Annotated in this window: 18 protein-coding genes; 15 read left to right on the top strand and 3 right to left on the bottom strand. The window is 43.7% G+C overall.

Annotated features, from left to right (window positions below; genetic code table 11):
- Nucleotides 1–194 precede the first annotated feature (194 nt).
- A complete protein-coding gene (locus BM210_RS21325; protein WP_177237933.1) occupies nt 195–1,460 on the top strand; it encodes an ATP-binding protein in 1,266 nt (421 codons plus the stop codon).
- A gap of 133 nt (nt 1,461–1,593) precedes the next feature.
- Here BM210_RS21325 and BM210_RS21320 read toward each other — a convergent pair whose 3' ends face one another.
- Complete coding sequence (locus BM210_RS21320) at nt 1,594–2,571, bottom strand: YpdA family putative bacillithiol disulfide reductase (protein WP_091173223.1); 978 nt, start codon at nt 2,569–2,571, stop codon at nt 1,594–1,596.
- A 156-nt stretch (nt 2,572–2,727) separates the two neighbouring features.
- Entirely contained in the window at nt 2,728–3,324 is a 597-nt protein-coding gene (locus tag BM210_RS21315; protein ID WP_091173221.1) for a class I SAM-dependent methyltransferase, read from the bottom strand.
- Nucleotides 3,325–3,653: 329 nt separating this feature from the next.
- Between BM210_RS21315 and BM210_RS21310 the strand changes: the two genes are divergently transcribed.
- The 7 genes from BM210_RS21310 (at nt 3,654) to BM210_RS34365 (ending at nt 10,046) form a co-directional block, all read left to right on the top strand.
- The gene (locus BM210_RS21310) at nt 3,654–3,878 is read left to right on the top strand and encodes a hypothetical protein (RefSeq protein ID WP_091173218.1); all 225 of its coding nucleotides are present in this window, start codon (nt 3,654–3,656) and stop codon (nt 3,876–3,878) included.
- A 16-nt stretch (nt 3,879–3,894) separates the two neighbouring features.
- On the top strand, nt 3,895–4,275 hold the full coding sequence (locus BM210_RS21305) for a spore coat protein (protein WP_091173215.1): 381 nt from the start codon (nt 3,895–3,897) through the stop codon (nt 4,273–4,275).
- Between the two features lie 221 nt (nt 4,276–4,496).
- The gene (locus BM210_RS21300) at nt 4,497–5,315 is read left to right on the top strand and encodes a hypothetical protein (protein ID WP_256223884.1); all 819 of its coding nucleotides are present in this window, start codon (nt 4,497–4,499) and stop codon (nt 5,313–5,315) included.
- 156 nt (nt 5,316–5,471) lie between these two features.
- Nucleotides 5,472–6,035: an NUDIX hydrolase gene (locus BM210_RS21295; protein WP_091173212.1), complete on the top strand. Its 564-nt coding sequence runs from the start codon at nt 5,472–5,474 to the stop codon at nt 6,033–6,035.
- Nucleotides 6,036–6,232: 197 nt separating this feature from the next.
- The gene (locus BM210_RS21290) at nt 6,233–7,240 is read left to right on the top strand and encodes a 2-oxoacid:acceptor oxidoreductase family protein (protein ID WP_091173211.1); all 1,008 of its coding nucleotides are present in this window, start codon (nt 6,233–6,235) and stop codon (nt 7,238–7,240) included.
- A gap of 57 nt (nt 7,241–7,297) precedes the next feature.
- Complete coding sequence (locus tag BM210_RS21285) at nt 7,298–9,604, top strand: thiamine pyrophosphate-dependent enzyme (protein WP_091173208.1); 2,307 nt, start codon at nt 7,298–7,300, stop codon at nt 9,602–9,604.
- A 139-nt stretch (nt 9,605–9,743) separates the two neighbouring features.
- Complete coding sequence (locus BM210_RS34365) at nt 9,744–10,046, top strand: hypothetical protein (RefSeq protein WP_143101075.1); 303 nt, start codon at nt 9,744–9,746, stop codon at nt 10,044–10,046.
- On the opposite strand, the gene udk is transcribed toward BM210_RS34365, so the two are convergent.
- Nucleotides 9,982–10,623 carry a uridine kinase gene (udk, locus tag BM210_RS21280; RefSeq protein ID WP_091173206.1) on the bottom strand — a complete coding sequence of 214 codons (642 nt, stop codon included), beginning with the start codon at nt 10,621–10,623 and terminating at the stop codon, nt 9,982–9,984. The genes BM210_RS34365 and udk overlap by 65 nt on opposite strands.
- Before the next feature lie 214 nt (nt 10,624–10,837).
- Here udk and BM210_RS21275 point away from each other — a divergent pair, with 214 nt between their 5' ends.
- The 7 genes from BM210_RS21275 (at nt 10,838) to BM210_RS21245 (ending at nt 19,414) form a co-directional block, all read left to right on the top strand.
- The gene (locus BM210_RS21275; protein WP_091173204.1) at nt 10,838–11,233 is read left to right on the top strand and encodes a hypothetical protein; all 396 of its coding nucleotides are present in this window, start codon (nt 10,838–10,840) and stop codon (nt 11,231–11,233) included.
- Nucleotides 11,234–11,326: 93 nt separating this feature from the next.
- On the top strand, nt 11,327–12,610 hold the full coding sequence (locus BM210_RS21270; RefSeq protein ID WP_091173567.1) for an MFS transporter: 1,284 nt from the start codon (nt 11,327–11,329) through the stop codon (nt 12,608–12,610).
- Between the two features lie 244 nt (nt 12,611–12,854).
- Nucleotides 12,855–14,189 (top strand): ABC transporter substrate-binding protein, encoded by a 1,335-nt coding sequence (locus tag BM210_RS21265; protein ID WP_091173202.1) that lies wholly within the window; start codon nt 12,855–12,857, stop codon nt 14,187–14,189.
- A gap of 75 nt (nt 14,190–14,264) precedes the next feature.
- Complete coding sequence (locus BM210_RS21260; RefSeq protein ID WP_091173565.1) at nt 14,265–15,140, top strand: carbohydrate ABC transporter permease; 876 nt, start codon at nt 14,265–14,267, stop codon at nt 15,138–15,140.
- 7 nt (nt 15,141–15,147) lie between these two features.
- On the top strand, nt 15,148–15,963 hold the full coding sequence (locus BM210_RS21255) for a carbohydrate ABC transporter permease (RefSeq protein ID WP_091173199.1): 816 nt from the start codon (nt 15,148–15,150) through the stop codon (nt 15,961–15,963).
- 6 nt (nt 15,964–15,969) lie between these two features.
- Nucleotides 15,970–17,808 (top strand): sensor histidine kinase, encoded by a 1,839-nt coding sequence (locus tag BM210_RS21250; RefSeq protein WP_091173196.1) that lies wholly within the window; start codon nt 15,970–15,972, stop codon nt 17,806–17,808.
- Complete coding sequence (locus tag BM210_RS21245) at nt 17,783–19,414, top strand: response regulator (protein ID WP_091173194.1); 1,632 nt, start codon at nt 17,783–17,785, stop codon at nt 19,412–19,414. The genes BM210_RS21250 and BM210_RS21245 overlap by 26 nt, the downstream gene beginning before the upstream one ends.
- Nucleotides 19,415–19,425 lie beyond the last annotated feature (11 nt).

The raw sequence follows: 19,425 nt of genomic DNA, 5'->3' as shown, positions 1-19,425 counted from the left end.
TCTTAAAATTTTGAAGGAAAGAAGATTTCATAGAGAGGAATTTCTAATGAATTCGTCGAAAGTATTCTTTGAAAATCTTTACAATTTATTGAATGAAATTTAAAAGTTCATTAGCAGCTCCTCAGTGCTTTATCGACATATGTGGCTACTTGATACTGTACAATCCTGTAATGTATTTTAGGGAGGAGAACATATTGGAGCAATGGGTTGAAAGCTTAATGAGCAATTTAATGTTCATATTTATCCCGTCTATTGTGTATTTTATGGTATGGGCAAAAAACAGGAAACAAAACAGTTATACGTCTAAGCTTGTTTTATTTCTTTTTTTATGCGTTTCTATTATTTTGTGTCTATCATTTCCTTATCATTTTCAGGATAGGTTCTATTTTGATTTTAGGCAAGTACCTCTTGCGATCGGTGTTTTATATGGTGGGCCAATCGTGGGAGGAGCGCTTCTTGCTATTCTGTCGATATATCGTTTCTTTATCGGCGGGGATATGACCTTGTTTGCTATACTCGTAGCTGTGTGTATATATATAAGTTTGTTCGCCATGACTAGAAAACATGGGTTGAGCAATCGTCCCAAATTAATTAGTGCACTAGTGGTATCTACCGGAATCATTCCGATTGCTTTAAAATTGTTATGGTTCTGGTATGACCTGTTTGATTACCAACAATTGCTGAATCTTCTCCTATTCAGAAGTATGGAGTTCGTCGTGATATGTGTGACTGTATATCTGATTGAGTTTGTCATCGATCATTTCAAAATGCAAAAGGAGCTTCAGGAAATTGAAAAAATGAGAGTGGTCAGTCAAATCGCAGCTAGCGTTTCACATGAGATCAGAAATCCACTAACGACTGTAAAAGGTTTGTTACAGTTGTTTAGAGAGAGTGAATTATCAGATGAAAAAAGAAAAAATTTGACAGAGGTTGCTTTACAAGAATTAACGACTGCCATCAATATTATTTCTGATTATTTAACATTCGCAAAACCCCAGATTGAAAAAATGACTTACCTCGATTTATCTCAAGACCTTGGGCAAGTTGTCAGTGTTTTAACTCCATACGCGAATATGCAGCAAGTCACACTAACGTGTGTTGTGGATACGACAGAGCAAATACTTGGCGATAGCCAACAATTTAGACAGTGTCTAATCAATCTGGTGAAAAACAGCATTGAAGCTTCACCCAACGGAAGAGTGGATATAGCTGTAGTCACTATTAGAGAGCATGTTGCTATTCGAATCAAAGATACAGGATCAGGCATGACTACCGAACAAATTCAAAGGCTTGGTACCCCTTATTATTCGACTAAAGAAAAAGGGACTGGACTTGGCACTATGGTGGCTTTTAGTATCATTAAGGTTCTGAATGGCAGAATCGTAGTAGAAAGTGAGATCAATAAAGGGAGTACATTCGTGATTTCATTTCCCAAACAAACGGCCTTAGATGCAGTTTAACCCTTATAAATGAAAACCCAGTCTAACACTTAATTAATGTGTTATGACTGGGTTTGGTTTATTTCATTGAGTACGAGAATTTCATTCATTAAGGCAGTGTACGCATATGTAAGAATAATGGATAAAAAGTCCTCTATAATCTACTCTCGGTAATTCGGCGAGCAATCATACCGCCATGCAGCCGTCCTGTTTCAATAAACACTTCATTGGCATCGCTACCTGAGGCAGCAACACCAGCAATGAAAAGGCCGGGAACTTGAGTTTCCATTGTTTGAGGATTATGTATGGGCGCTGTGGATGTCTCATCCATCTGTACACCTGCGGATGAGAGGAGTCCACGATCCGGGCGGAATCCGGTTAATGCAAGTACAAAATCATTATCCAAAAGCTGTTCATTTTCACCGGTCCGAACGAGAATAGACTGATCATGAATCTGGATAATTTGCGAGTTGAACAGCATTTTGATTCTGCCCTTTTTAATCATGCTTTCGAATACTGGAAGTACCCAAGGCTTAATGCTCGAAGAAAAGCTTTCTCCCCGATACACGATCGTGACCTCAGCCCCTGCCCTCATTAAATCCATTGCCGCATCGATAGCTGAATTGCTTCCCCCTATCACCGCAACCTTCGTTCCGCTGTATGGGTGTGCCTCATGAAAATAGTGGGAAACCTTGGCGGATTCCTCCCCCGGAATGCCCAGCATATTCGGATGATCAAAATATCCCGTAGCCACAATGACAAAACGAGACTTGATACTCGAAATATTATTAAATCGGTCACTAAGCTGAAGCTCGAAAGAGCTATCTTCTGTTTTTGTGATCGATTCCACGGAATGGTACGACTGAATTCGGATCTGGCTGCGTATTGCTGCATTGCGATAATAATGAAGCGCCTCAAGGCGCGATGGCTTTTCGTTGGGGGTTGTAAATGGAATGCCGCCTATTTCAAGTAAATCTGGAGTGCTGAAAAAATGCATGTAGGTCGGGTATAGGTAAATAGAGTGGGCAATACTGTATTTCTCGATGATCAAAGGTGCATAACCCAGCTTCTGCAGTTCCAATGCTGCAGACAATCCACAAGGGCCTGCTCCGACAATAACAATCTCTTCCAAACTCAGACACCTCGTTTCTTTCAGAATCGGTTAAAAGCCGCAAAGCTTCGAATTCCATAGTAACCGATTCAAGAACACGATGCAAAAAGAGGATATCGATCATGGAATGGATTAATAGGCTTTGTACAGACTGTGTAAGCTAGTATGTTTTGGCAGCTATGGATGATTGATGACGCTGGACTGCTTTTTACGACATACATAAACAAAAGCGGGTGGAACATTAAGCATAACGAATTGAATTGCCTCGATTTCAAAATGCTGGCTAAGCTGTTTCTTCATTTGGAGCGTATATTGGAAGGCGATGAAGAGTCCGTTCGGTTTTAATGATTTGACGATTTGCTCCATCAGATCGTTACGCACCTGCTGCGGAAAGTTTGCAAAAGGGAGCCCGCTGATAATACAGTCAACATGCGAAAGGCCTTGCTGCCGTACAACGCTGTGAATACTTTTGGCATCGGAATGGGTTGTGAAGCCTGGATGCTGCTGTTCCAGCTGCTTCCGAAGATGGGAGTCACGCTCAAATAACATAACCTTGGTTTCCTGCTTTAACGAGCGATGAATAGCTTGCGTAATGACACCTGTTCCTGCCCCAAGCTCAGCTACACTCGTGATATCATTCCACTGAACAGCTGCAACCATTTTGTTGGCCAGATGTCGGGAGCTTGGAGTAACGCTTCCAATTGCCTTGGGGGTTCGGATAAATTTATAGAAGAACAACATTTTTTGAAGCGTCGTTGTCTCGTTTGCGTTCATTTAAAATTCCCCTTTTCGGTTCATTAAAGCTATCTGTAAGCATAATGTTTTTGAGCTTCTTTGCATACGGACCAATGTACTGTATGGAGCTAGACTAAAGTCTGGTTTTGCAAAGATGGATGGTTTCAGTTTGCTTTTCTCTACTTTTATTAGTGTCTATCATACTACGAAAATGAAATTTCGCCTAATTTTGGTTCAAAAATAATTCCTAAATGTGTAAAACACACTTTATTTTATATGATTTTTAATTGTGTGCAGCCCGCATAAATTGATTGGGTTAGGGCATGATATCCTCGGTAATAAATTATGGATTAAAAGGAGATCAAGTGATGATGGAACCGATAACTACCAAAGAGCTGGATTACGTTACGGACTCGATGTCTAATGAGGATTTGATAATTAAACAATGCGCGGTTCTCGCAGCAAGCACACAGCAAAATGCTACCCATTCGTTATGTATGGACATCCTCAATGTGCATAATCAGCATTTTAACATCCTGATGCAAACCCTTCACCAGCATGTGCCTGTGGCTCCTACACAAAACTATAACTAGAATGAGGTGACAGAATATGAATCAAAATACATCCGTGTTACCAGAAAGAGAAATGCTGCTTACGATTCTGTGTGAGTTGAAACGTACAAGCCGAGAGTATACGACAGCGGTGACGGAATCCAACTGCAGCGCAATCAGGCAAACCCTGACTTCCTTATTACACAGTACGTTGGAATCACAGGAAAAAGTGTATGGTTATATGAAACAAAACAATATGTACAAGGCATCCTCCCCGGTACTTCGTCAGGAAGTTGACAAGAAATTCAAGCAAAATCAACAAACACAACAAGAACAAAACCAATTTGTACAAAGCAGGCTGCAAGGAAGACAGCCATACGGCGCTCCGTTTCCCAATAATGGGAATACTCCCTCTCAGCATCAGTCTTATATGATGTAGCGCCCGATAAGCGCCGTTGTGATACGGTGATTGGAAGACCGAGATAAACGTCTTGCGTACGAATGATGCGCAAGGCGTTTTTGTGTATTTGCAACTATACAAATGGACAAGCATATTTTATGTTATGCTTCATAAAGTTACAATAGACATGATAGCTAGCGAGAGATTTTTGCTAGATTCAGAGGTTTTTCAATTTTATATCGGAAAGAGGTGCTTGCTTCATGCTCGAAAGGAATCAAAAAGAAGAAAATTCCAGTTTAGCGCGATTTATCCGAGCCCGGATGCCGCTGCTGTTGATGGCTTTTTTGTTTGGAAATTTAATTGCGGTCGTTTTCACAGCGCTTGAGCCTTCCGGGGCGGATCAGCGATCCGAGACGTATACATACAAGAAAACAACGAGCTCCAACGGGGTTATGCTTCATGCGCTGAGAACCCGGCCTAATAATATCCTGTTGAAGCATATTCAGTCCAATGTAACTTTAACGGATGATTTCGGAATCAATGGGGGCTTTTTTTGGAATGGAGATTTGCTCAGTATTGCCGTCATAAACGATCAACCGTTAGTTGGTGAGCAGTGGGACTATGGTTCAGGTTGGTATAATATTGATGTTCCGAAGGGCACCTTGGTGTGGGATGAAATAACGGGCAGCTTCAGTGTACAAGTAGCGATTGATGCAGATCAGCTTCATGTCACAGATAAAGGACATTATTGGGCTCAGGGTGGAGTCAGCATGTCACTGCAGCATGATGAGCAGTGGGTTCAGCAAGCAATGGCAGAAGATATGCCGGCATTTGCTGAGGCCCGGCTTCGTTCAGGTGCCGTTTATGATCATTCACAGAATCTATGGCTGCTAGTTTCGGAGACTCCATGTACAGTAGAGCAGTTTCGTACAGCGGCTATAGAATGGGTGGGACGTAGTCAAGTCGTGGACGGTGTTTTTCTAGATGGCGACGGCTCCTCGCAAATGCGCAGTTCACAAATTCAGCTTAAAGGGGACACAAGAGAAGTTTACCAAATGCTTGCGCTCAAGAAAAAATAAAGAGCAGCGTGGAGCGACTAATTCCAGCTGTCGTTTAATGTGGGCTGCCCATGCAAAATGGGTCTGGAAAGATAGACGCAAACAAGCTATGATAACGAATAGCTGCCATTATTGGCGCATACAAACAGAGTGCTTCTGGAGAGGTGGTAGAAACGAATGGCGATTAATTTTTGTACGGACTGCGGCCAGCCTATGGAAAGACGTACTATAGATGGCGTGGAACGTATTGCGTGTACGAGCTGCAGCGCAGTTCATTGGGGATCTTACAGTATCGGGGTGGGTGCCCTGGTTATAAAAGATGATAAAGTGCTGCTTGTTCGCAGGGCGCAAGAGCCTGGCAAAGGGAATTGGACAAATCCAGGAGGTTATATTGAGCAGTTGGAGCCTATTGAGGAAACAGTCATTCGTGAAGTGCTTGAAGAGTGTGGAGTTCAAACAAGTGTTAAAGGAATTATTGCCCTGCGCGACCAGCCGCGAGCTTCGGTACATAATCTGTATGTAGCTTTTGAAATGGACTATATAAGCGGAGAACCGATTCCAGATGGTGTTGAAGTAGATGGGGCCGGATTTTATTCGATGGAAGAAATGCAGACGATGCAGGTGGCAAGCTTTACACAATGGTTGATCGATGCGGCTTTACGCGGTAACGGTGCTGGCTTGCAGCATGATCGGGAACCGATTGTGCCGACCAATGGCAACGGGTTTTTCAGGGTTTTGTAAGGTTGGACAGGCTATTCCCAAGTCTTTGACTTACGGGAGTAGCCTTTTTTCTTTTGTATTAGAAGAACAGGTTTCGATTTAAAAGCTTTTTTATAAAATTATTTTTGCAATAGAGGAATTTGTCGATCTATTCAGAATATAAATAGTATTTAGAAAACTAATCTTATTTTCAGTTTATTCTCGAAAGGGGTCTTGCAATGGTTACGCTACCAAGAACAAATGAGCTGGGCTTTTTTGAAATCAGATTGGAATCTATTGGAGGGCTCGGCGCCAATCTGGCTGGCAAAATGCTGGCAGAGGCTGGTGTGGTGGGTGCCGGATTGAATGGCGTCAGTTTTTCCTCCTATGGTTCCGAGAAGAAGGGGTCAGCGGTTAAGGCGCACATCCGGTTTTGCGATATCAATACGAATATTCGTGATACCTCGCCTGTAGAGCGTCCGCATGTCGTAGGAGTATTTCACGAATCTTTGTCGAAAACGATCAATGTCATTAGCGGTATTTATGAGGATTCACTTGTGCTGGTCAATTCGACAAAAACACCGGAAGAGCTGAAGGCCAAGATGAATATGAAAGGCGGAACGATTGCTGTCATTGATGCGATCGGTATTTCGCTTGAAGAAAAAAATCGGGTAAATATGGCCATGCTGGGTGCGCTGTTTCGGCTATGCCCTTTTCTAAATCCAGATACGATGAAAAATGTTATCCGCAAATCGTTGGAGAAGAAATATCCTTTAGCTGTACAGCCTGCTTTGAATACATTTGAAAGGGGTTACAACGAAGTCGTATTTCAAACCTTTGAGCTGGCGGATGGAGAGCAAATGCCGTCCTATATCCGGCAGGATACCCCTGTTCTTGGTTTCGGTACACAGCCTATGGGCGGCGTCATTACGAATCCCGGAAATAGTGTATTGAAGGATTTAAGTATATCCCGAGCAGGCATGATGCCGCATTTTGAAGATGACAAATGTATTCACTGCGCAGCCTGTGATACGGTCTGTCCGGATTTTTGCTTTGTGTGGGATGAGCAAGCAGATAAAAAGGGCAGGCCGCAAATGTTCCTACAGGGAATCGACTACCAATACTGCAAAGGCTGTTTAAAATGTGTACAGGCCTGTCCAACGGAGGCACTTTCAAGTGCAAGGGAAGCAGACGGCTACGCGGAGGAGCATCGTGTTCCTCATCGGTTTGACTTAGCGGCAACCTGATCCGATCGAATTGCATATCATAATCCATTACATGTAAATTGAAGGGTGGAGAACAAAGTGGCAATTGAGATTAATAAAGAGATTCCTCAGGGTACGGTGGAGCAGCGGATCGTATATGAATCCGGTAATGAAATGGCGGCATATGCCGCGCACCAAATCAATTATCATATTATGGGATATTTCCCGATTTCGCCTTCCACAGAGGTTGCCCAATTTCTGGATATGATGAAGGCTAATGGACAGCATGACATCAAGCTGATCCCGGCAGATGGCGAGCATGGTTCAGCAGGGATCTGTTATGGTGCATCCACAGCAGGCGGTCGTGTATTTAATGCTACGAGTGCCAATGGTTACTTGTACATGCTGGAGCAAATGCCGGTGCAATCGGGTACCCGTTTCCCGATGGTGATGAACCTGGTCTGCCGCTCCGTATCCGGACCTTTGAATATTCACGGAGACCACTCCGATTTATATTATGCCTTGAATACAGGCTGGCCGATTCTGATGTGCCGTGATCCTCAGGCTGTTTATGATATGAATATTATGGCGCTTAAGCTGGCTGAGGATGCTGAAGTTCGTTTGCCTGTTATCGTTGCATCTGATGGATATTTCACATCGCATCAAAAACGCCGTGTGCAAACGTTTACTAAACGCGAGGATGTACAGGCTTTTATCGGGGAACAGCCCCCAGTCGGCTTTGCCGATACACTTGACCGCAACAACCCTATTACTGTAGGTCCATATATGAATGAACCGGATTATATCAATAACTGCTATCAACAGTCGATGGCTATGTACCGAGCGGAGGAGGTTTTCGACCGAATTCGCAAGGAATATGCTGATCTGACAGGACGCGACTACCCGATTCTGGACCAGTACTGTATGGAAGATGCCGAGGTTGTTGTGTTCCTGATGAACTCCGCATCGGAAATTATCAAGGATGTTGTTGATCAGCTTCGTGCCAAAGGGATTAAAGCGGGCTCACTTGCGCCCAACATCATTCGGCCATTCCCACAAAAAGCGATCGCCGAAGCACTGAAGAATGTTAAGGCAGTTACTGTAGGTGACCGTGCTGATTCTTACGGTGGTCATGGCGGAAATATGGTTAATGAAATCAAGGCTGCACTATTCACGCTTGGCAATCATGATACGATGGTAATAAGCCGTATCTACGGTCTGGGAGGCAAGGATTTTTACAATGAAGATGGCCATGCTTTGTTCCAGTTCGCTATTGATGCGGTGGAAAAAGGCAAGGTAGAGGTTCCGTTTGATTATTACGGACATTCGGTTGGCGACCCGAATCGGACGATGAAACGTGTACTGAATCCGATGAAATATGAAGAATTAAACACAGGACTGATCACGGTTAAGCAGGATGAAGAGACGAAGAAGCTGAATGTCCGCATTCCGCCGCTGCGTGCTTTAACGAAGAAGCCAAAACGGATTGCTCCGGGTCATGGTGCTTGTCCAGGTTGCGGTATTTTTTCTGGGCTTGAATTGTTCTTCAAGGGGATCGAGGGCGACATTGTAGCTCTGTTCCACACAGGATGTGCAATGGTAGTTACGACGGGTTACCCGTATTCATCACATAAAGCAACATATATTCACAATCTGTTCCAAAATGGTGCAGCCACGATGTCAGGTGTTGTCGAGATGTTCTGGGAGCGCAAACGCCGTGGGGAGTTGGATGCTTATAATTTGCCAGCCGATTTCACATTCGTGATGATAACAGGCGATGGCGGTATGGATATCGGAATGGGTCCGGCCATCGGAGCGGCGCTGCGGAATCATAAAATGATCATTCTGGAGTACGATAATGAAGGCTACATGAATACGGGTGCTCAATTGTCCTATTCCACGCCTATGGGCCATCGGACATCGACCTCCAACGTAGGCTCCAAGCAGGGTGGTAAAGTGTTCCATCACAAGGATACCGCGCAAATAATGGCAGCAACCCACATTCCTTATGTATTTACAGGCTCCGAGGCGTTCCCTCAGGATCTGGTTCGCAAAGGTGCCAAAGCCCAATGGTATGCGCAGAACGAAGGGTTGGTGTACGGCAAGATTTTGATCGCTTGTCCTTTGAACTGGTTGTCTGAAGATGAGGATGGTTCCAATATTGTGGGTGCGGCAGTAGATTCCTGCTTCTTCCCGCTGTATGAGGTGGAGCACGGAGTCACAACGATCACCTATAATCCGGAGGATAAGAGTAAAAAGGTTCCTTTGTCCGAGTGGCTTACAACTATGGGTAAAACGAAGCATATGACTAAGCCCGAATATGAGGATTCCTACAAGGAGTTTGAGCGGGAAGTGGAGCGCCGTTGGAGTATGCTGAAGGCGAAGCATGAAAGCCCGTATCTCTAAGCTCGAAACTGCAAAGTGCTGACAAGCAAATAGTGCTGGAATTCTACTTCGGCAAGATGATTAAATAATAAAAAGCAAAAGGCATTCTCTCCCTAAGAGAAAAATGTCTTTTGCTTTTTGAAAAATGGAGGAGATAGGGTTGCCTTATGTGATAAAGCATGCGATCACATCAAAGCTTTATACCTGTATGTTGGTTAACGGTTATAGGCTGCCTTATTACGGGACTAAATTTTGGGATGATGAAGAAGCTGCTCTGCATGAATATCAAGATTTTTTAGACAAGCAGAATATAACAGAGCCATCTTCATGGGAGTTGTTGGAGCTTACTGAAAATCAGTTAAAGATGTGCAATGTGAAGCTCAAAAATGATTCGCGAGTTATCCTTCATTGGGATGAAGTGAAGCAAGCGGCGGCTGCAAGTATTTCTCCGTTAGAATCGTAAGCAGGCTGATGCCGACCTCGTTGTGCCCGCCCTCGGGTATGATGATGTCGGCATATTTTTTAGAGGGCTCAATAAATGCTTCATGCATCGGCTTGACCGTGGACAAATATTGACTGTAAACCGACTGAATGCTGCGGCCGCGTTCTTCAATATCGCGCAAAACGCGACGAAGAATACGAACGTCAGGGTCCGTATCTACAAATACCTTAATATCGAGAATACCTCGCACCTGCTCGTCCGATAAAACATGCAGCCCCTCCAATATAATGATTGGATTCGGAAGCAGCTCAATCGTTTGGTCAGAGCGTGCGTGTTTGGCAAAATCATAGGTTGGGGAATGTACAATCTGGTTCAGCTTAAGCAGCTTTAGCTGCTGTAACAACAGTTCATTATCAAAAGCAAAAGGATGATCATAATTGATCAATTCGCGTTCTGCCAACGTTAACTCGCTATGGTCGCAATAATAATTGTCCTGGGAAATGAAAGTAATTTGTTTACTGCCGAGCTTTTCGATGATGGAGCGGGCCACGGTCGTTTTTCCTGAGCCGGTACCGCCTGCAATTCCGATGATAAGCATAAATAGATGATCCTCCTGATTGGATGCTTGGTTTTCGAGTTAATCCCGTTATTTTATCATAAACATGGAATGAAGACGAGTGCAAAAGGATGTTTTGCCGACTTCTGTAGCGTACAAGCAGGGAATGTGGTATGCTCTTTGGAAAACGCGCTTTTTACTTGTCATAGCCAATGATCCCATTACATGGTTTTGGGCATTAAGGAGGCAGTAAAGTATGAATAAGGATTTTATCCAGATAAAGTCGCTTCAGGGTGATTTGAAAATCTCGCATAAAAAAAGAGATTTCGGCATTACCGTTTCCACCGAGGAATTAGTATACCAGAAGCCACATGTCAACTATTATTTCAAGCTTGAGCACATCACAGGTATTATTCCTTATGATACGACCGAGACCAAGAAAATTACTTTTCAAAATCGTCGAAACTCGGGCAGTGAAATTATTACGATGTCGCATGGAATCCCGCATTATCGAATTTATGTGAGTCAGGCTTATGTGCATAACCGCAGCGGGATTTTTCAGTTGGGAAGTGCTCAATTTATTTTGCCTATTATAAGCGATTTGCTTAAAGCAATTTCCAAATATGCTGGTTTAAATGGAATTGAAATCTAACGATTTGCTTGGAAGAGGAATTGCAGGGAGGATCAACTATTGGCTACACAAGCTACAACCGCAAGCGTTTCAACAAAAAGCAAGCTGCCCGTTATGGCCAGTGTTGTGATTGCTATGCTGGTCGCATCTATGGATACGACAATTATTAACACGACCATGCCGATTATTGCCAAGGAGCTGGGTGGGTTTGAGCTGTATGCATGGAGCTTTGCTTCGTATATGGTCGTGTCCACGGTCGTTGCTCCAGTGGCCGGACGCATATCTGATTTGTATGGGCGTAAAACGATTTTTGCAGTAGGTATACTTATTTTCTTGCTTGGCTCTTTATTGTGCGGATTTGCCAACACGATGATTCAGCTAATTCTGTATCGTGCGGTACAGGGAATAGGTGCGGGCGTGATGATGCCGTTTCCTGCGATTATTTCGGGAGACTTGTATCCACCTGAAAAAAGAGGTAAGGTTCAGGCCTTTTTCACCGCAATGTGGGCTTTATCCGCTATTTTGGCACCGATGCTTGGCGCATTATTTGTTCAATATACGACCTGGCGCTGGATTTTCTACATTAATATTCCTTTATGTCTGATTTCTTTGATTTTGCTAAGGGCTTATAAGGAAGTGTACATTCCGAAGAAATCCAAGGTCGATAGTCTAGGTGCGGTCTTGTTTGCTGCCGGAGTCAGTATGCTGCTCCTGACTACGGTTGTCGAAAATTATGTATGGGCTTATGCTGTTGCAGGTCTCGTCATCCTTGCAGCGTTTTATTTGTATGAGCGTCAGCACAGCTCACCGATTGTTCCCTTAAACTTGTTTGCCAATCGCTCCATATCAGGCATGAATGTGAATTCCTTTCTTGCTTGTGCTGCACTGTTTGGTGTTTCCAGCTATGTGCCGCTGTTTCTTCAAGAGGAAGGTCATAGCTTATTTGTTAGCGGATTGGCCCTGCTCGGGGTATCGTTTGGTTGGATGGTCGTTGCGGTTCCGAGCGGCAAATGGACGGTGAAATGGGGCTATGGGAAGCTGATTATTATCGGCAACTTCCTGTTGATCTGCTCGGGTGCGATGCTGCTCTTATTGAAGCAGGGTACTGGGTTTTGGTACATATTCTCGGTTATGGTGGTCCAGGGACTCGCCTTTGGCCTAATATTCACGGTGGCCACAATTGGCTCTCAACAGCTGGTAGGTACCAATGAGAAAGGGGTATCGACATCCATGCAGCTGTTTTCACGCAATATCGGAACGGCTGTTGGTGTGACAGTGATGGGTGCCTTTTTAACAAAGGGATTAGACGTTTATAGTGGATTTCATGCCTTATTTATATATGGCTTTATAGCCAGCTTAGCGGCTCTTGCTTCGTCTTTTGTACTCAGAAAAGTATAGTATAATTCAATATTTATGAAAAATAATGGAATCCCCTTTAAATGAACACTCACAAACCTCATGTGATCATGATGGAATGAGTGAACAGGAAGGGGATATTTTTTTTGTATGGCTGAGAAAGATAAATCCATTGTGTTCCCGTTATCGATGTTGAATCTGCGTTATTTCGAGGAAGTGTTAAAACAGTTAAGCTATATCTACAGATCGAACATACGATCCAACAACTATCAGGGAGGTTCAATAGATGAATCAACAAATGAAAAAATGGCTTCCAGCCAGTGTGGCTGCTGTCATGGCAATGAGTTTATTAGCCGGTTGTGGGAATGGTACACCAACACCAGCTCCAGCCGCTGATACAGGGAAAGCTGCAGCAGCCAAGCCATTCGAGGGGAAAAAGCTTACAGTCGTTACCGCAAACCATCCATGGGGAGAGGCCATAAAACCACTGCTGCCCGAGTTTGAAGCACAAACAGGAATGAAAGTGGAGGTCCAAAGCTTTTTCGAAGATCAACTCACACAGAAGCTGACTGTTCAATTTACTTCAGGTTCGGCAACGCCTGATGTGTTCATGTATCGTCCTTTACAGGAAGGTAAGCTTTTTTACAAAAATGGTTGGGTACAACCTCTGGATGAATACGTAAAAAAAGACGCCAGCTATGACTTTGATGACTTTACGAAATCCTCCATAGGTTCAACAACCGTAGATGGCAAGCTGGCAGGTATTCCTATCATCACTGAGCAGGAAATCCTTTACTACCGTAAAGATTTATTGCAAAAAGCGAATATTGCAGTACCCAAAACCTTGGACGAGCTGACAGCAGCCGTAAAAAAACTGCATGATCCAAAAGCGGAAATGTACGGTTTCGTAGCCCGAGGCCAACGTTCTCCCCTGGTAACACAAGTTTCCTCTTTCTTATATTCCGAAGGTGGCGATTTTACTAAAGGTGACAAGGCAACGCTGAATACGCCAGAAGCCATTAAAGCGTTCACAACCTACAGTACCTTATTAAAGGATTATGCGCCTCCAGGTGTTCTTAATATGTCCTGGCCACAAGCACTAGGTATTTTTGCACAAGGAAAGGTTGCCTTCATCACGGATGCCAATTCGCTTTATAAAAACACGACCGATCCGGAGAAGTCAGTCATTGCCGACAAAGTGGGTTACGCATTGTTCCCAGGTGGTCAAGCAGGCTCGAAGCCTTATAACATTACCTCATGGGGTCTGGCGATGAATTCGAAGACAGCAAATAAAGATGCATCCTGGGAGTTTGTGAAATGGGCAACTGGTAAGGATGTTGTGTTGAAAACGCAAAAACTCGGAAATCCGGGTCCGCGTGCATCGGTATGGGATAAACCCGATGGTGTATCCGGTTTCCCGGCTGAAATGGTTCAAGTTATTAAGGATTCGACCAAAGGCGGAGTTGACCATGATCGTCCGGTTGTAATCGGTGTAGGTGAAGCACGAGACGTGGTAGGTAGTATTGTGCTTCAAGGTATGACAGGTGGAGACATTAAGGCAGCCGCCGATAAAGCGAATCAAGAGCTCCAGGTTATTATGGATAAAGAAAAAGGTAAATAATTAATGACATGAAGGAAGGGGCCGGTGGCTAAGCTGGCCCTTTCCGTATTCCTGACAAGAAAGGAAGCAGCGCTGATGAGTGAAAGCTGGTTTGATCGCAATATAAAATGGATTTACACGATGCCCGCAGTTTTATTTGTATTGATTATGATGGTATTTCCTATCGTCTACACACTTCGGATCAGCTTCTACGAATGGAGCATGTCCGCAACGACTCCGCCCAAATGGGTCGGTCTTAGCAATTATAGTGCATTGCTTGCTGAGAGCAGGTTTTGGGAATCTGTCGGCAATACCTTCTATTTCACCTTTGCTGCGCTCATTCTTGAAACGATATTAGCTATAGCGATAGCCTTGCTTTTATATCGGGATTTTCGCGGTAAAAATATTGTCAAAACGCTGTTCCTGCTGCCCATGGTTGCGACTCCGGTTGCTATGGGGTTAGTATGGATGTTGATTTACGAGCCGACTATCGGTATAGCTAACACGCTGCTTAAATCATTGGGGCTTGATCCATTGCTTTGGCTGGCTTCGCCGTCTCAGGTTATTCCTTCGCTAGTCATTGTGGACGTATGGGAATGGACACCTATGATTGCGCTGATCGTAATGGCCGGTTTGTCTACACTACCTAGCGACCCTTACGAGGCGGCAGATGTGGATGGAGCTACGGTGTGGCAAAAGTTCCTTTACATTACACTTCCCCTACTGCGGCCGACGATCATCGTAGCTGTCATGCTGCGTCTGATTGATGTGCTTAAGACTTTCGATATTATTTATGCTACCACACAGGGTGGTCCTAATCTGGCTTCAGAAACATTGAATGTATATGGGTATGTGTTGGGCTTCCAATATTTCAAGCTTGGAATGGCTTCTTCATTGCTCGTGATGTTTTTCGCTTTGGTGATGGGGCTTACACTTATGATGATCTGGATTCGTAAAAGGCTGGAGGCGTAGAAACAGGATGAAAAAGAAAGGCGCTAATAATTGGGTATACACCTTGCTAACAGTCGTCGTGATGGCCGTATTCTCATTCCCATTTATATGGATGCTGCTGGCTTCCTTTAAAACGCAGGCACAGATCTTGTCCTCCGGACAGTTTTTATTTTTCAAACCGACCTATAAAAATTATGTAAATGTGTTCGAGCAGTACGAATTTATGCGTTTTATCGTGAACAGCTTTATTGTGGCGGTGGGGTCTACCCTTGGTTCATTACTGCTGGGTTTACCGGCAGCATATGCTATCGCCAGATACCGTCTGCAGGGACTGGGACTTGTCATTCTGGTGGCTAGAATAATTCCGGGTATTACGTTTTTGATTCCTTGGTTTATTCTTTTCTCTAACCTGCATTTGGTTGATACGTATTTGGCGTTAATTCTAAGCCACATGTTAGTCGGGTTGCCTTTTATTATTTGGATTATGATTTCGTTCTTTGAGGGACTGCCGCTGGAAATTGAAGAAGCAGGGATGATTGACGGTTGTACACGCTCACAAGTGTTCATGAGAATTATTTTACCGATCTCTGGGGCTGGGATTATTACGTCCTCTCTGCTATCGTTCATCTTTTCATGGAACAACTTTATGTTTTCGATTATACTGGCTGGAGACAAAACAAAAACACTGCCGATTGCCGTGTTTAACTTTTTATCCTATTCGGATATTAACTGGGGCGCATTAATGGCCGCAGCTTGCATCATTACATTGCCGGTATTAATTATTGCTTTGCTGGCTCAGAGGTATATCGTTAGCGGTTTGGCTGCTGGAGCGGTAAAAGGATAACCTTCCATGGAAAAGCGAGAAGCGATCTGTATGCTTCAATCTAGCTTTGGTATACAAAACTTATATGTGGTTAATAATCAGCAGGATAAAGGAGTTAATATGACAGTAGCCAAACGGAATACGTATCGCAAAATGGTACTTATCATCTTCCTCCTGCTGATTCCGATAGCTTGTGTGTATATGTACTCGCATCAGGTCAGCGTGCAGGTACTCAGGGACGAAATACAAGGAAATCTGCTGAATCGTCAGCAGTTTTTTATTTCACAGGTAGATGGAGCTGTTGACCAGTTAGCGATGTTTCCAGTGATTGTCGCTCAGGACCCTTTCATCCGTCAATATGTGGACAAAAAGGACAGCGATATCATGGATCGGCTTCGTTTACAATCACGTGTAATCGAAAAGCTCGGTCTACAGAGTGTATCAAGCGATTGGACGAATGAATTATCTATTTATTTATCTGCGGATAAGCAAGCATTGTCTTCCAATATTTTTGTGACCTATAGTGATGCATATATGAAGCAGCCGATTCAGGCGAACTGGTCGTATGATAAAGGAAACAGCAAGCCAGGCAGCGATACATGGGTTCGTCAAATTGCACAACCTGCTTCCGCTTCAACATTGGAGCAAGCTCAAGTTGTGTATGAGGTCCGTTTGTATGCGGAAAATATACGTTTAATGCTGGATCATTTCAAAGCGGGTGGTAAGGGAGATCCCTTTTTATATGCACCCGGACTCGCTGCCATTCATAATCACAGTGTCGATCCCAAGCTTACTCAAGCGGTTCTCAAAGATTTGGAGCTGAACTCACTTCAATCGGATTCTGGAAATCGTTTGCTTGATTTGAAGACTGATAAGTATCTGGTCAATTACGTAAAATCGAATACATTGGGTTGGTATTTGGTCGACTACGTGCCATTGGAGCAAACTTTACAGCCCATTAATGCCAGCAAGAACTTTTTTTATGTTTCGATGGGGCTGCTGCTGATCGCAGGAATTGTTGCCGCTTATTTGTTGTACAGGCATGTGCAAATTCCTATTGGCAAGCTGCTGCAAAGTGTCCAGCAAATCAAACGCGGTGATTATTCGGGACGAATTCAATACCAAACCAATAATGAATTCGACTTTCTGATCCGCCGCTTCAATGAGATGACTGAGCAAATGCAGGAACTCATAGAGACTGTTCATGCAGAACAGCTGCGTTCTCGTGAAGCTACGTTAAAACAGCTGCAGGCACAGATTAATCCTCATTTTTTATACAATTGTCTTTATTTCATTAGTAACATGGCTATGCTGGAGGATAAACAATCGGTGGTTGAAATGGCTAATAATTTGGGCGATTATTACCGCTATACCACAAGGGTGGAAAGACAGCTTGTTACTGTTAAGGAAGAGCTTCAACTTGTTAATAACTATTTGACGATTCAGAATTTACGGATGGATCGATTGTGTTTTAATTTGCAAATACCGGACTCGATGTTAAATTTGAAAATCCCCCGATTGCTGCTGCAGCCGCTAGTAGAGAATGCAATTATTCATGGTATGGAGCGAAAAGTTGGCAGAGGCCAGATCCGAATCTATGGCGAATCGGATAATGAGGAATATCGAATTATTGTCGAAGATAATGGGCCGGGTGTTTCTGCTGAACGGCTAAGTGAGCTGCAAAAAACGTTAGATGCGCCAATGTCCGATGAAATTGGCTGCGGTGTATGGAATATTCACCAACGGCTCCGGTATCAGTTTGGCAAAGAGGCTGGACTTAAGCTTGTGGCTGCGGAGAATGAAGGCTTCAAAGTGATTGTAATATGGAGGGATTCGCTGGATGTACCAGATCTTAATCGTGGATGATGAATTGCATGTGGTGGAGCGTTTGGCCGGAACCATGGATTGGGAATCGCTTGGTGTCGAAACGGTTCACAGGGCCTACTCCGCTCAAGAGGCTTTGGTCCTGCTTCAAACAACGACGATTGATATCCTGATCACAGACATTCAAATGCCGGGTATGACAGGTCTCGAATTAATCGCTATCGTTCGGGAAAAATGGAAGAGAACGAAATGTATTTTATTATCGGGTTACGCCGATTTCAGCTATGCTCAGGAAGCGATTCATCATGGAACCGCTGATTATTTATTAAAGCCTGTATCTGAAGAGCAGGTTCGTGAAACGGTCCTGCGAGTACTGATGCAGATTCAAGCCGAATGGGAGGATATTGTTTCCCAGCAGCGTATTCGTCATACATTGAGGGAAAACTTGCCTTTGTTAAAAGGAAATCTGTTAAATGAGCTACTGCAGGGAAGAAGATATGGGACTGAAGCTTGGGAGCCGAGAATGCGTGAGTTGAGTATTCCGGATTTTCAGGACAGTCCCTTTGCTATGATCATGGTGCGGATGGAAGAGCAATTTTTGCATTATGACGCTCATAGTCTTTCACTGTTTGAATATGCGGTAAGTAATATCGCAGAGGAATTATTTTCGCCACATTATGATTTATGGCATTGTAAAGATAATCATGATTACTTGGTGTTTATGTTGAAAAGTAAAACTTTTAGCATACAAGCAGAGGTTCAGCAGCATTTGGAACGCACATCCAGTGAGCTTCAAAAAGCGGTTTCGACGTATTTGAAGGGGAAAATTTCAGTGCTAGTGAGCAATTGGGGTCAATTTCCTGAAGACGTGACTACGATGTATAACCAAGCGTTGTCGTTATTTCGTAAAAGGATTGGCAGTGAACACAATCTATTTATGACAGCTGCGGATACGGAGATCCACGATGAAACCTATCGAACCCTGCAGCGGCTGTATGAGCTTCCAACCTTAACGCAATTACTCGAAGCTGGGCGTTGGAAGGATGCAGAAGAAAAACTGCTGGCGGTATTCGATGAATTAGCTAATCAATGGTCACAGTCACAAGAATATGTGCTTGAAGTTTTCTTTACGGTGTCCGCTGCCTTTTCCTATATTACGCATAAAAATGGAAAGCAGCTAGCCGAGCTTTTGGGTGCGGATTATTATAAGCTCATTGAGGGATTGCCATTTCGTTCGGTAGGCATGCTTCGTGATTGGAGCTTCCGTGTACTTAGCCAATTGAAGGCAGATATGGATAAGGAGGTTCAGGATTCACGTTCATCAATCGTTCAGCGTGTGCAGCAGTTCGTGGATCAACATTTAAGTGAGGATGTTTCCTTGCAAACCATAGCCGACCATATTTATCTGCATCCTGTCTATTTGTCGAAAATTTACAAGCTGGAGACCAACCAAAATATTACGGATTATGTGTTCCAGCTTCGTATGGAGAAAGCCGCCTATTTGTTGAAAAACAATCACGATAAAATCTATGAAATTGCCGAAAAGCTGGGTTATCAACGAGCGCATTCATTTATTCATGTATTTAAAAAGCACTACAATATGACGCCGCAGGAATATCGGGATTTCCATACGGCGGGTAAATTCTGAATGAATCCAAC

The sequence above is a fragment of the Paenibacillus sp. 1_12 genome (genome assembly GCF_900114475.1).
Classification (GTDB): domain Bacteria; phylum Bacillota; class Bacilli; order Paenibacillales; family NBRC-103111; genus Paenibacillus_S.
This window is presented reverse-complemented; position numbering and strand designations above follow the sequence as displayed.

Coding starts and splice junctions, on each gene's coding strand:
- BM210_RS21300 (WP_256223884.1), top strand. CDS start 4,497: ATGCTCGAAAGGAATCAAAAAGAAGAAAATTCCAGTTTAGCGCGATTT.
- BM210_RS21275 (WP_091173204.1), top strand. CDS start 10,838: ATGAATAAGGATTTTATCCAGATAAAGTCGCTTCAGGGTGATTTGAAA.
- BM210_RS21315 (WP_091173221.1), bottom strand. CDS start 3,324: ATGAACGCAAACGAGACAACGACGCTTCAAAAAATGTTGTTCTTCTAT.
- BM210_RS21250 (WP_091173196.1), top strand. CDS start 15,970: ATGGAAAAGCGAGAAGCGATCTGTATGCTTCAATCTAGCTTTGGTATA.
- BM210_RS21255 (WP_091173199.1), top strand. CDS start 15,148: ATGAAAAAGAAAGGCGCTAATAATTGGGTATACACCTTGCTAACAGTC.
- BM210_RS21265 (WP_091173202.1), top strand. CDS start 12,855: ATGAATCAACAAATGAAAAAATGGCTTCCAGCCAGTGTGGCTGCTGTC.
- BM210_RS21245 (WP_091173194.1), top strand. CDS start 17,783: ATGTACCAGATCTTAATCGTGGATGATGAATTGCATGTGGTGGAGCGT.
- BM210_RS21270 (WP_091173567.1), top strand. CDS start 11,327: ATGGCCAGTGTTGTGATTGCTATGCTGGTCGCATCTATGGATACGACA.
- BM210_RS21310 (WP_091173218.1), top strand. CDS start 3,654: ATGATGGAACCGATAACTACCAAAGAGCTGGATTACGTTACGGACTCG.
- BM210_RS21260 (WP_091173565.1), top strand. CDS start 14,265: ATGAGTGAAAGCTGGTTTGATCGCAATATAAAATGGATTTACACGATG.
- BM210_RS21290 (WP_091173211.1), top strand. CDS start 6,233: ATGGTTACGCTACCAAGAACAAATGAGCTGGGCTTTTTTGAAATCAGA.
- udk (WP_091173206.1), bottom strand. CDS start 10,623: ATGCTTATCATCGGAATTGCAGGCGGTACCGGCTCAGGAAAAACGACC.
- BM210_RS21295 (WP_091173212.1), top strand. CDS start 5,472: ATGGCGATTAATTTTTGTACGGACTGCGGCCAGCCTATGGAAAGACGT.
- BM210_RS21305 (WP_091173215.1), top strand. CDS start 3,895: ATGAATCAAAATACATCCGTGTTACCAGAAAGAGAAATGCTGCTTACG.